12 protein-coding genes are annotated in these 12,051 nt (G+C 46.4%); 7 read left to right on the plus strand and 5 right to left on the minus strand.

The window, feature by feature from the left end; all coding sequences use genetic code 11:
- Nucleotides 1-151: 151 nt before the first annotated feature.
- The 3 genes from sufC (at nt 152) to QUA33_RS23465 (ending at nt 3,733) form a co-directional block, all read left to right on the plus strand.
- On the plus strand, nt 152-943 hold the full coding sequence (gene sufC / locus QUA33_RS23455) for a Fe-S cluster assembly ATPase SufC (protein ID WP_333151609.1): 792 nt from the start codon (nt 152-154) through the stop codon (nt 941-943).
- Entirely contained in the window at nt 940-2,304 is a 1,365-nt protein-coding gene (sufD, locus tag QUA33_RS23460; protein ID WP_333151611.1) for a Fe-S cluster assembly protein SufD, read from the plus strand. Before sufC ends, sufD begins: the two co-directional genes overlap by 4 nt.
- A gap of 166 nt (nt 2,305-2,470) precedes the next feature.
- A complete protein-coding gene (locus tag QUA33_RS23465) occupies nt 2,471-3,733 on the plus strand; it encodes a SufS family cysteine desulfurase (protein ID WP_333151613.1) in 1,263 nt (420 codons plus the stop codon).
- A gap of 157 nt (nt 3,734-3,890) precedes the next feature.
- On the opposite strand, the gene QUA33_RS23470 is transcribed toward QUA33_RS23465, so the two are convergent.
- Complete coding sequence (locus tag QUA33_RS23470) at nt 3,891-4,715, minus strand: NAD-dependent epimerase/dehydratase family protein (protein WP_333151614.1); 825 nt, start codon at nt 4,713-4,715, stop codon at nt 3,891-3,893.
- Between the two features lie 112 nt (nt 4,716-4,827).
- Here QUA33_RS23470 and QUA33_RS23475 point away from each other — a divergent pair, with 112 nt between their 5' ends.
- The gene (locus tag QUA33_RS23475) at nt 4,828-5,682 is read left to right on the plus strand and encodes a DUF1232 domain-containing protein (RefSeq protein ID WP_333151615.1); all 855 of its coding nucleotides are present in this window, start codon (nt 4,828-4,830) and stop codon (nt 5,680-5,682) included.
- 159 nt (nt 5,683-5,841) lie between these two features.
- On the opposite strand, the gene QUA33_RS23480 is transcribed toward QUA33_RS23475, so the two are convergent.
- Nucleotides 5,842-6,156 (minus strand): zinc ribbon domain-containing protein, encoded by a 315-nt coding sequence (locus QUA33_RS23480; RefSeq protein ID WP_333036151.1) that lies wholly within the window; start codon nt 6,154-6,156, stop codon nt 5,842-5,844.
- Between the two features lie 154 nt (nt 6,157-6,310).
- Here QUA33_RS23480 and QUA33_RS23485 point away from each other — a divergent pair, with 154 nt between their 5' ends.
- The 3 genes from QUA33_RS23485 to QUA33_RS23495 all read left to right on the plus strand — a co-directional run bounded on the left by QUA33_RS23485 (nt 6,311) and on the right by QUA33_RS23495 (nt 7,888).
- On the plus strand, nt 6,311-6,490 hold the full coding sequence (locus QUA33_RS23485; RefSeq protein ID WP_333100958.1) for a hypothetical protein: 180 nt from the start codon (nt 6,311-6,313) through the stop codon (nt 6,488-6,490).
- A gap of 41 nt (nt 6,491-6,531) precedes the next feature.
- Nucleotides 6,532-7,113: a hypothetical protein gene (locus QUA33_RS23490; protein ID WP_333100957.1), complete on the plus strand. Its 582-nt coding sequence runs from the start codon at nt 6,532-6,534 to the stop codon at nt 7,111-7,113.
- Between the two features lie 301 nt (nt 7,114-7,414).
- Nucleotides 7,415-7,888 carry a TspO/MBR family protein gene (locus tag QUA33_RS23495; protein ID WP_333151617.1) on the plus strand — a complete coding sequence of 158 codons (474 nt, stop codon included), beginning with the start codon at nt 7,415-7,417 and terminating at the stop codon, nt 7,886-7,888.
- Between the two features lie 137 nt (nt 7,889-8,025).
- Here QUA33_RS23495 and QUA33_RS23500 read toward each other — a convergent pair whose 3' ends face one another.
- The 3 genes from QUA33_RS23500 to hslO all read right to left on the minus strand — a co-directional run bounded on the left by QUA33_RS23500 (nt 8,026) and on the right by hslO (nt 11,706).
- Nucleotides 8,026-8,418, minus strand: coding sequence for an ester cyclase (locus tag QUA33_RS23500; protein WP_333151619.1), 393 nt, complete (start codon nt 8,416-8,418; stop codon nt 8,026-8,028).
- Nucleotides 8,419-8,496: 78 nt separating this feature from the next.
- Complete coding sequence (locus QUA33_RS23505; RefSeq protein ID WP_333100953.1) at nt 8,497-10,560, minus strand: hypothetical protein; 2,064 nt, start codon at nt 10,558-10,560, stop codon at nt 8,497-8,499.
- Nucleotides 10,561-10,806: 246 nt separating this feature from the next.
- Nucleotides 10,807-11,706, minus strand: coding sequence for an Hsp33 family molecular chaperone HslO (gene hslO / locus QUA33_RS23510; RefSeq protein WP_333151621.1), 900 nt, complete (start codon nt 11,704-11,706; stop codon nt 10,807-10,809).
- Between the last annotated feature and the right edge of the window lie 345 nt (nt 11,707-12,051).

Consider the following 12,051-nt stretch of genomic DNA (forward strand, 5'->3'; position numbering starts at 1 on the left):
TTCTCAGTCCTCTTCAGAGGACTTTAGCTTTGAGACAGGGAATTCATTCCCTGGCGGACTATCGGTTTAACGTTAATTGGTCACCAAGGGACAGAGCCTAGGAACGAGAAGAAAAAACTGTAAAGTGCATTGAGGAAAAGGACAAAAATAGATGATTGTAGAAAATAGTCAAGTGGTGCTATCCGTCCGCGATTTAACGGCGAATGTGGAAGATACCCAAATCCTTAAGGGTTTGAATCTGGAAATTAAATCTGGTGAAATTCACGCGATTATGGGCCCGAACGGTTCGGGAAAAAGCACTTTATCCAAGATATTAGCTGGTCATCCTGCTTATACGGTAACGGGCGGAGAAGTTACTTTTTTGGGCCAAAATTTGCTGGAATTAGCGCCGGAAGAACGTTCTCTGGCTGGCGTATTTCTGGCTTTTCAATATCCTTTGGAAATTCCCGGCGTTAGCAATCTGGATTTCTTGCGCGTGGCTTACAATTCTCACCGCAAACATCGCGGCTTGGAAGAATTGGATGCTTTTGATTTCCAAGATTTAATCGAGGACAAGCTGGATATTGTCAAGATGAATGATTCTTTTTTAGGCCGCAGCGTTAATGAGGGTTTTTCCGGTGGCGAGAAAAAGCGGAATGAAATTTTACAAATGGCGCTGTTGGAACCAAAGTTAGCTATTTTGGACGAGACTGATTCGGGTTTGGATATCGATGCTCTCAAGATTGTCGCGGGCGGTGTGAATCAGTTGTCAAATACTGAAAATTCGATGTTGGTGATTACTCACTATCAGCGGTTGCTGAATTACATTATTCCTGATTTTATTCACGTCATGGAAGCCGGTAGAATTATCTTGACTGGCCCGAAAGAGTTGGCGCTGGAATTGGAAGAGCGCGGTTATGACTGGGTTGTGGAAGAGGAAGCAGCAGGAGTGGGCGCGCGATGATAAATACGCAAGTTGCTAGTAGGGAAATGTTTTTGGCTGATGTGGTGAATCAGTGCAGCAAGTTGGAGGCTGTTAATAGCAAAAGTGCGGCTTACGGGTTGCAGGATTTGCGGGATGCGGCGACGGAATACGTGCTTGCTTCGAGTTTTCCGACGGTGAGGGATGAGGAATGGCGCTTTACTGATTTGTCGCCGGTGTTGCAAATTCCTTTTCATATACCCCAGAGCAATCAGTCAAAAGTTAAGTTGGCTGATATCATTATGCCTGTGAAAAATCGGGATGATTTACCATTAAGATTGGTATTTGTCAACGGTTTTTATGCGCCGGATTTGTCAACGGTGGAGTCGTCGGTTTTGCCGAATTTGCCGTTAGCGCAGCCCTCGAAGAGGATCGACTTTTATGCAGGTAATCTATCTAATGTACCCGAAAAATATCAAGGGCGCATCGCCGATGTTTTGAGCAAGCACAGACAGCAAACTGAGGTGTTTACGGCGCTGAATACTGCGGGTTTGGCGGATTCTGCGGTGGTGTTCGTGCCGGCCAATATGTCGATCGACCTTCCAATTCACTTGCTGTTCCTGACAGCACCAGGTGCATCTCCCACGATGTCCCAGCCGCACTGCTTAGTTATAGCTGAGCCTGGAAGCAATGTGACGCTGGTTGAGGATTACGCAACTATCGGTAATGTCGCTGCATTTACGAATGCTGTAACCGATGTTGTTGTCGGCGAAAATGCCACTGTGAATCACGTTCGGCTTCAGCGGGAAGGTGGGGAAGTTGTTCATATCGGCAAAAGTGCGATCGAACAATCTCGCAATAGCCGTTATACTTGTCATGCTATCAGCTTGGGAGCCAAAATATCGCGGCACAATTTAGAAGTTTTTCAGCGCGGCGAAGGCACTGAAACAACTCTAAATGGTTTAACCGTAGCCTTTGGCGAACAGTTATCAGACACTCACAGTTTAATCGACTTTAATCACCCCCACGGTACAAGCCGCCAATTGCACAAGTGCATTATCGGCAACAAAGCTCGCGCCGTATTTAACGGCAAAGTTTTCGTTCGCAAAGCGGCACAATTAACAGATGCCGGACAATTGAGTCGGAATTTGTTGCTGTCGCCGAGAGCTCGCGTAGATACCAAACCGCAGTTAGAAATTGTCGCCGACAACGTTAAATGTTCCCACGGTGCAACTGTCAGCCAATTAGAAGACGATGAACTTTTCTACTTGCAAAGTCGCGGTTTGGATTTAGAAAGAAGCCGCTATTTGCTAATCGATGCTTTTGCAGCAGAAATCCTCAATCAGTTGCCAATTGCAGGTGTGGCGAAAATGCTTTCTACCTGCGTGGCTATCCAAGGATAACTCATACAGATGAGGATACAGAGGACACAGCAGTGCTGTGTTCATACCACATCTTGCACCATTTTTAACAACCTGTAGGGGCGGGTTTCACGAATAATAATTGCCTAAAACCAACAATTTCGTAAACCCGCCCCCACCCAACGACAAATCACTAACTTCAAAAAATATGACACTTATTCAAGAAAAAACACTTGCATCAAAAGTTCGCGGCGACTTCCCTATTTTGAATGAAAAAGTAAATGGCAAACCGCTAGTTTATTTAGACAATGCAGCTACTTCTCAAAAGCCCCTAGCCGTGCTCAACGCTTGGCGTGATTACTACGGACAATACAATGCAAACGTGCACCGCGGCGCTCACACTCTCAGTGCCAAAGCGACTGATGCTTACGAAGGTGCGAGAGACAAAGTTGCTGCGTTTATAAATGCCGCGTCGCGGCAAGAAATTGTTTACACTCGCAATGCGACTGAAGCGATTAATTTGGTTGCTTATTCTTGGGGTTTGAGCAATCTGCAAGCCGGAGATGAAATTATCCTGTCGGTAATGGAACACCACAGCAATCTCGTTCCCTGGCAAATGATTGCTCAAAGAACCGGTGCGGTACTGAAGTTTGTCGAGTTAACGGAAACTAACGAGTTTGATGTGGAACAGTTTAAAACGCTGATTTCCCATAAAACTAAATTGGTGTCAACCGTTCACGTTTCTAATACTTTGGGCTGCATCAGTCCAGTCAAAGAAATCTGCAAAATTGCCCACAGTTTCGGCGCGAAAGTTTTAATAGATGCTTGCCAAAGCGTGCCGCACATGATAGTAGATGTGCAAGCAATAGATTGCGATTGGCTGGTTGCTTCCGGTCACAAAATGTGCGCTCCGACTGGCATCGGTTTTCTATACGGTAAACTGGACTTGCTGAGAGAAATGCCTCCGTTTTTCGGCGGCGGCGAGATGATTGCTGACGTGTTTCTCGATTATTCCACCTATGCCGATTTGCCACACAAATTTGAGGCTGGCACGCCTGCAATCGGTGAGGCGATCGCCCTCGGTGCAGCAATCGATTATCTTAGTAAGATTGGCATGGATAAGATTCACGCTTGCGAAGCAGAATTGACTGCTTATATGTTCCAACAATTGCGGCAAATTCCCGAAATCAAAATTTACGGGCCACAACCAGATAGCAACGGCGAAGGTAGGGCAGCATTGGCGGCATTTACAGCCGGAGAAATTCACCCTCAAGACTTGTCTACCATGTTAGACCAGGAGGGAGTCGCGATTCGTTCCGGGCATCACTGCACGCAAGCTTTGCACCGATATTTGAATATTTCATCGACTGCGCGGGCGAGTTTGTATTTTTACAATACTCGCGAGGAGATTGATGTGTTTGTAAAAGTGTTGAAAGAGACGATCGACTTTTTTGCTGGGATTATGGGATAAGTTAATTAGTGATTAAAATGGCTTTTTTTGAACCGCAGATGTCGGCGGAAGAACGCAGATGAAAAAAAAATCTAAATCTGTCAATATCGCCCTTTCTCCATCCGCGTCTATCCGCGTCTATCCGCCAGCATCTGCGGTCAAAAAAAGATTAGCCCAACTAAAACTCCCTAATCTCAGGATGAACAAATTTATAACCAGCCGCCTTAATCTTTTGATTCGACACCCTAGCATTATAAGGCCGCACGCTAGGACTTCCATCCCAAGTAACTTTAGGTAAATTGTGAGTTTCAAAAATACGATCGAGCAATTCACCACTGGATAGCGACACATCCCCCACTAAATTGTAAATTCCCTGCAATCGATTTTCCAAAGCAAAAGTTAACCCCCCCACAATATCATCTCGATGCACCCAATTAGTAGCATCTTCTCCCCTACCAGGACGAGTGCTACCAGCCCAGCCTCCAAAGATTTTAACTAATTCTCGCCCTGGCCCATAAATTCCTCCCAAACGGAGAATGCAGACTTGAAGATTTGGACTAGATGCTGCTAATAAAACCCGTTCTGTTTCTGCGAGAATTTCACCGTTGGGATTAGCAGGCGCGACGGGTGATTCTTCATTTACCAATTCACCTTGGCGATCGCCATACACAGAATAAGTACCCGTATAAATAACCTGCTTTACTGTCGGTATCTGCTGTAAAACCGATACTAAAGTTGTCGCAGTATCTATATAACTTTCCCGATAAGTATGAGGATTTCGGGCACCGACGCACAGCATAACAGCATTTTGTTCTTGCAGTACAGCCGTCATTGCATCTTTGTCATTTCCTTTGAACACGGCTACCCGCTGCGCGACACCCTCCAACTCAACTACTCGCGTCGCCGTCGTAGTTGTCGCCGTTACGGTACAATCAGATTTGCCACGTAAATGTTTGGCTGTCGCAGTACCCACATAGCCGCAGCCGACGATCGCAACTTTCATAAAAAATTCTCCTTTGTTTGATACTCTCTAAAATTATTGCCGGTTTCTGAAATCATGGCGCGCTGAGTTTTGTGGTAAAATGTAAAGCATCCTTATCAATCGGAGTAGCATCGTGTCCGAGAGAGATATTTTTGCCACCTCATCAGAAAGCGAACTTAAGGCTTTTTATGGTTCTTTGTTTGCGATCGCAGCCGCCGATGGTTCCGTTGATATTGACGAACTAGATTTGTTGTTTAAAACCATAAATTTAGACAAATTTTCTGACTCTGCAAAGGCTCAAATCCAATCCTACACAGCCAGTCCCCCATCACTCAGCGACTGTTTGCAAACACTCAGCAAGTCAGAAGAAGCGCTGCGTTTGGGAGTCATGTATTTTTTAATTAACATTGCTGGGGCAGATAAAACGCTGCATCCTGGAGAAAGCGAGGCGATCCAATCCGCAAAAAAACTGCTGGCGGTTTCCGACTTGCAAATCCAAGCCATGCAGGAATTTATCGCAGACATCAAACAAATACGGGAGGCAACCCCTAATAAAAATCAGCCATCAGCATCTTTTAATTCGGCTGTTTCCCAGCTTAAAACTAAGGGCATTCCTCTCGATTTAATCGACCGGAAAGGAACCACAACAAACTTCAGCAACCCCCAAATGAACTATTCCGATGAAAGTTTTTGGGCTAAACTTAAAAACTTTGCTTTAACCGCAGGAAGAGAAGTAGTTGAAAAAGCTTTAATTCTCTACTATACGGCTCAGAACCCCAACGTGCCTGCTTGGGCAAAAGGAGTTGTAGTTGGAGCTTTGACCTATTTTATATCTCCTGTCGATGCCATTCCCGATATATTAGTCGGCATCGGATTTACAGACGATTTGGGAGTATTGCTAGCTGCCATAGCTACTGTTTCAATATACATTAATGCTGATACTAAAAAACAAGCAAAGCAAAAAATAAAAGATTGGTTTGGTCAATAATATTATGTCCGGTTGAGCGTTTTGTGGTGTCGGCATCGGACTAATAGAATCTGAATAATATAGCTGTTTTTAATCGGATAAAACAAAGGACACTGCGCTGCCGTGTCCCTACTTAATATATGTAATTCACTCAACTGAAAACTTGATTATTATGGATTCTCAGTCTTTAATCGGCTTACCATCTCGATTGACAATACGGCTTTCACCATCCTTAGCCGTGACATTTTCATAAACTCCTTCATCCCGCTTCACGTACTTGCTAAAACCCGAATTTTTATAATCGGTGTCGGATGTCGGCTTCATCAATCTCGGAGCGCTCAGCAGTCGGCGTACCGGAGCATCTGCGGGAGTCTCCCCGGGTTCGCACTTAGCCAACTCGCACAGTTGGCCCCAAGTCGAAACTTCCAGGTTCATGCTGTGCCACACTTCTAACTGCTGGTTGTTTTCGGGACACAAATAATCGTATACAGGCATACTAAGAATCTCGTTTGCAACTACTAAAATTACTAATTGCACGGTTATTGAAAATATTATAGCTCAACATTACTAATAATTCAACCCCAAAAATCAAAGTTTACTATTTTTAACGGTTGTTGAAACCTTAAATCAGCTATATTATTAACCCTGTGTGCTTGCTCCCGAATGCGATCGAGACAAAGCCCAAAAGTACGCTACCCTGAAATTCTCTGACTCGATCCAACGACGATCGCACGATCGACGGTTAGCAAATGCCCGCAAGACTTCCCTCAATGCCGTCACAGGATTGATCATCGTCATTTTCAGACTGTACGCCAATCACAGATTCTAAGTTTCAATTTTATTTATTTACTCACCCGCGAGGATTTACCGATGAGCGATTTCAAAGTTACGCCAGAAGTAGAGCTGAACACAGCTCAAATGTTGGAGCGATACCAACTGCAAGATGAGACAACTCTACGGCGTTGGGCAAAAGTACACGGCATCAACAGCACTCGTGGTTTCTTCTATCCCAGCGAAGTAGATTTGATGGATCACGCTCACCACCATCTCTACAATTTGGGAATGAGCATTGCGGATTACCAAAGTCTTTTAGACCGACGCCGCAGCCATTCCCAGACACCGGGCGACCAAAATAAAACAGTAGCAAGTCAAGTTGCTGACGAAGCATACGATGCCATAGAAACGCTCACAGAGCAGTATGCTGAAGCTATTGATTTAATGGGAGAACGTATAGCAGACCATTTCATCGATGAACTCGATTTATCTGTGATGAGGCACCTTTCTAAAAAAGTGCAAGACCGGCGGACTCTCAACGGTCAAACTAAAAAGCCTAACCGTTTTCTCCAAGTGATTAAAGCTGTGTTGCAACCGACCAGCGAAAATACACTTCTGGTTCCCAAAAAAGAGAATGACTCTAGTTTAGAATTAGAACAGCATCATCGGCTCGGCTAGTCGCTGATTTTTTTGAAAGACTAAGAGACTTTTTGTTCAATTTACTGGTCAATTTTACTAAAAAGCAGACCCGGAACCCTCCCCTTTTCAAGGGGAGGGAGCAAGAGTCGCATTTTTTATATTATGAAACGGAATAGAAGAAAATAAATTGAGATTTCCCCGAAGTCTAAATTACTTTTCAATTGATGTTGGGTTTCGCGACGAACAAAACCTAATATAACTAGGGACAGATTGCGCGATCGCCAAAATTAGAGATAATATCTGCTGAATTGAACCTGTCAACCTCGCCCAAGGTAAAAAAATGATTAAATCCTGGATGGTAATTGGAGGCGTCGCCTTGATAGTAGCACTAGCAGCGAACTTAATCCCGCCCAGCGACATCCAATGGTTCAACCGCTTGCAGCGTCCGAGATGGCTAGTATTTGAAAAAGCAATTCCCCTAATTTGGACAGTAATTTTTATTTGTGCAGCTTGGTCAGCAGTGATTGTTTGGGAAAAAGAACCGGGAACTCAGGAGACTTGGCTGAAAATGGGTTTGTACCTGCTTTTAGAAATAGTAACCATGTCTTACACCTCGGTTATGTGCAAAGTTAGGAGCCTAAAAGTCGGCACAATAATCGGCGGAACGGGCGCTATTTTAAGCGTAATACTAGCTTTAAGTGTGTTGCAAGTTTCCGAGCCTGCCGCCCTGTTATTGCTGCCTTACATACTTTGGAGTCCGATCGGGACTTACACCACTTGGGCAATGATGCACCTCAATCCAGCGGATGTTTAGGCTCTGGAATTAGTCATTTTAATGGAATTGCAAGCATCGGGAAAAAGCACTATTTTTCGGTAGTCTCTAGCTGCAACGCAGGTTTTAGTCAGCAAAGACTTGATGCAAAATAATAGTACAGTTGCACAACTGGAAAATTATGATATAGGTAGCCCAAGCTGCATGAACCAAGTGTGCTTGTCTATATAACCGCGTTGAAAATGGATTTTGCCATCAACAACATGAAAGAAGCCACAGCCTTGCAGCGTAAAACTTTTGCCAGTTGGTAGGTTCCCACCAAACTCACCTAGAAATGTGCCCCCACCAGTCCACTCGACGATCGCCCACTCGCCATCCTCAAACAGATTCTCAACGTGCGTGTAATTGTCTGGAAAAGCTTGGAAGAAGGTAACAAAACTCTCCAGCAATTCCTCACGACCGTTTAGAGGATCGCCAAAGGCAACTTGATGGTTCTCTGCATCGTCGTGATAAAGCTCGATCAGGGCGTGAGGGTCACGATCGTTATAAGCAGAAACCCAGTCTTGGATCACTTGCTTGGGCGTTTTCATTTTTGGTTCCCTAATACAAACTAAGTAAAGATATTAAGTACCCGCTTATCACCCTCAAATTTACCGACTTGGAGACCTGCTAGGGGGCTCGGTTTCCGGCGGTTCGGGAGGGGGAGATTCAGCATCCGGAGGATTCAGCGACTCCTCCCAAACTTTGATTTGCGATCGAGCTTGCTCAAAAGCCCGAGTACCCGATGGAATTTTCTTCAAAGTCGCGATCGCCCCAGCCAGATCCGACGACGACTGTTCCACACCAAGCGCCAAAATCCGCTGGCTCCACTCATCAATCGCCTCACTCGCCTGCCACCGGAGCGAACTCGACTCGGGCACCTGAAGGGCCAGCCCAATTGCCGTTTGCAGAGCCTCCGCAGTCCCCGATCGGGCAGCCTGACGGGCGTTCTGCAAATCTTGCTCGCCCTGAAATTGAGCCTCCCAAGTCCGAATGTTCGATCGAGCTTCCTCATAAAGCACCCGTCCCGATCGAATCCGGCGGGCCATCTCAATTGCCCCCGCCAAATTGCCGCTCGCCGCTAGCTGCTGAGCTCTATCTAAAAACGGCTGGTCAACAAGCCGCTGTCTCCTCTCGATCCAAGCTTGAATTTTGGTTTGAGCTTCCACATAAAGCGCCCTACCTCTAGCTATCCGAGAAGCTTGAGCAACGGCCGCTTCCAGAGCATTCGGATCGCCCGTACTTGCCAAATCGTTAGCTCTTTGCAAATACGGACTGTCTTCCAGCAGCTCGATTTGACGGCTCAAGCTGGTAATTTGACTGCGAGCTTCCGAAGCGCGGGGATTTGATTGGGGGACTGTTTGCAATTGCGCGATCGCAGCCCTCAAATCATTTACCCCACCCGGCGCCGCCAGCCTGCTTGCCAAATCCAAAACTTTCACATCAGCCATTTCTTGCTGCCAGCGGCCGACTAAATCTTGAGCTTGTTTGTATAAAGGGCGACCGGACTTCAACTTTTGAGCAATCTCGATCGCCTTGGAGAAACCCTCAACAGAGCCAGTCAAAGCCTGGGAAGTAGCATTCGCCAACTGGTTAAAATCCTCAACTTGTTCCCTTAAATTTGCAGTGTCGGGAATCTTGTTAGCGATCGCGATCGCCTCCTGCCAATCCCCTGCCTGCAATCGTTTTTGGGCGATATCCAAAATTTTCTTGCTAAATTCCGCGATCGCCTTATTGGCAGCTTGATACAAATAACTGTTTTGACCAATTCCCTCAGCCAGCTTAATCGCCGTCACCAGATTGTCGAGACCTCCCTCCGAGGCTGTATTCCGGGCTTTTACCAACTTATTGCCCTCAGCCCGAGTCGTCTGAATTAGCTGAGTCAATTCCTCGTACTTAGCTGATTCCCAGAAAGTATTTCCCAAATCCAAAAGCAAAGTAGCTTGGCGGAAAGCCGGCGCCCACTCTTCCTTACGCAAGTGGTCTTGGGCTGTGCCGTAAATTTTCTCTGCATCGCTCCATATCGACTGCCACTTTTCAATCTGCTTTTCCACCGTCGGGTAAGTGGGAACGTCTTTAGGAACCTTGCGAGCGAGCGCAATCGCCTCCTCCAGCTTTCCTTCTTGGAAAGTAGCATTTCCCAGCCTGAGAATATCCTCCGACCACCGATCGATTTGAGTGTTAATTCTCGGCCGCAGCGGATGGTCTTTTGGCAAAGCATTAACTAATTCGATCGCCCTGAGCAAATCATCCGCCGTCCGCTTGCTTGCTGCTTCTTGAGCACAAAAAAAGCGATCGTTAGCAGAAGCCGTCGGCCAAAAAATCTTTGAGCAATTGGACTGCGAGGTCAGGTTGAGTAAAGACGCAATTGCCACAAACCCCATACCCACTGATAGCATCAAACTAAGCGCCAGCCAAAACTGCCACTTATTCGACCAGTTCCGCCAAAACGGATTGTGTTCTCCGGGCGGCTGCGAGTTTTCCCCAGACAAATTCGGCGGTATTTCCAGATGCCCTCCCGGCAGTTTTCCCGAAGTAACCAACTCTCGGAGTTCTTTAAGTCGTTCAGCCCGGTTTTTCCTTGCTGGTAAGCGCACCAGCGACGAAGTATCCTTTTTTGACTCCAAGGATTCTGATGCAGACCAACGGCCTGGTATTTTCCGATCTTGACTCATATCCTCACCACAAACAGCAACCAGCTAGCGTTAGTTATTTAAAAACTGCGAGCGCTGCTATCAACTGCTCTATAAAATGTATTCATCACTTTTACATACTCCCGTCGGCCCTAGACTGCAAGAGCCGATCGCCAAACCGCCAAAATCAAAATTTTGTGATTAGGTAATTGATAATGCGTAATTGGCAATTGGTCAAGGCCATCATCCCTAACTCGCACTCAATAGAGCCAATTACACATTATCGTCTCAAGAACCGGAGTTCGATCGCAAATCGCCGATCAGTTCCGCAAGTTGGTCGCTATTAGCTTTGTAAACCTCGTTGCAGAAATGGCACGTAGCCTCAGCCCCCCCATCTTTTTCAATCATGTCTTGCAATTCCGCTTCGCCCAACATTTTCAAAGCTCCCAAAACTCGATCGAACGAACAGCCACAGTCAAAGCGCACCATCTGAGTTTCCGGGAAAATTTCCAGGCCCATATCTCCCAGTAACTGTTCGAGAATCTCGTGCAGCGTTTTCCCCGATCGCAGCAGTGGCGTAAAGCCCGACAATTCAGCAACTCTCGATTCTAAAGTTTGCACCAGTTTTTCGTCCGTTGCCGCCTTCGGCAGAACCTGCAACAGCACGCCCCCAGACGCTTGTACCCCGCCCGCCCCCACAAACACCCCCAGAACCAGAGCCGAAGGCGTTTGCTCCGAGGTTGCCAAATAGTGAGTCAGATCGTCGCCAATTTCGCCGGAAACCAATTCTACCGTACTTGAATAAGGGAATCCGTATCCAACGTCCCGCACCACGTACAAATAACCGTCACCTATTGCCCCGCCAACGTCGAGTTTGCCTTTAGCATTGGGCGGCAATTCGACTTCGGGATTGTCCACATAACCTCGAACTGTTCCATCAAGTCCCGCATCGACCAGAAGCCCGCCCAGCGGCCCATCTCCTTTGATGCGAATGTTGACTCTCGATTCGGGCCGCTTCATGCTAGAGGCGAGTAACAGCCCCGCCGACATTGTGCGGCCCAGGGCCGCTGTAGCCACGTAGGAGAGCTTGTGCCGCTGTCTTGCTTCTTCGGTGAGGCGGGTGGAAATGACGCCTACAGCGCGAATTCCGCCCTCTGCGGCTGTAGCGCGAATTAATTGATCGGCCATGAAAAACCTTACTTTGTCTTTTGATATCTTCTTGAACTATTTTAGAAGTTCTTGAAGGTTGTGGCAGCAGATAGCAGCAGTTGACTCGGCGGGCCTGGGAGTGCGATCGAACTTCCTCTCCTCGCCTCTGTTTTCTGTAAAACCTTGCTCAAGCCAATATTTGTTAACAAATATTCTGATTCATTCTTCCACTTAAATATTTATTTAAAATGCCCAAAATAAGGATTGCATTTATTTTCCACAATCCACCGTGTTCTTAGTCATTTTATAACAACTAACAACTAACAACTAACAACTAACAACTAACAACTAACAACTAACAACTAACAACTAACAACTAACAAC

Origin of the sequence: Microcoleus sp. Pol14D4 (assembly GCF_036701245.1) — a bacterium.
Lineage (GTDB): Bacteria > Cyanobacteriota > Cyanobacteriia > Cyanobacteriales > Microcoleaceae > Microcoleus.

Coding starts and splice junctions, on each gene's coding strand:
- QUA33_RS23490 (WP_333100957.1), top strand. CDS start 6,532: ATGAGCGATTTCAAAGTTACGCCAGAAGTAGAGCTGAACACAGCTCAA.
- hslO (WP_333151621.1), bottom strand. CDS start 11,706: ATGGCCGATCAATTAATTCGCGCTACAGCCGCAGAGGGCGGAATTCGC.
- QUA33_RS23465 (WP_333151613.1), top strand. CDS start 2,471: ATGACACTTATTCAAGAAAAAACACTTGCATCAAAAGTTCGCGGCGAC.
- QUA33_RS23505 (WP_333100953.1), bottom strand. CDS start 10,560: ATGAGTCAAGATCGGAAAATACCAGGCCGTTGGTCTGCATCAGAATCC.
- QUA33_RS23495 (WP_333151617.1), top strand. CDS start 7,415: ATGATTAAATCCTGGATGGTAATTGGAGGCGTCGCCTTGATAGTAGCA.
- QUA33_RS23470 (WP_333151614.1), bottom strand. CDS start 4,715: ATGAAAGTTGCGATCGTCGGCTGCGGCTATGTGGGTACTGCGACAGCC.
- QUA33_RS23480 (WP_333036151.1), bottom strand. CDS start 6,156: ATGCCTGTATACGATTATTTGTGTCCCGAAAACAACCAGCAGTTAGAA.
- sufD (WP_333151611.1), top strand. CDS start 940: ATGATAAATACGCAAGTTGCTAGTAGGGAAATGTTTTTGGCTGATGTG.
- sufC (WP_333151609.1), top strand. CDS start 152: ATGATTGTAGAAAATAGTCAAGTGGTGCTATCCGTCCGCGATTTAACG.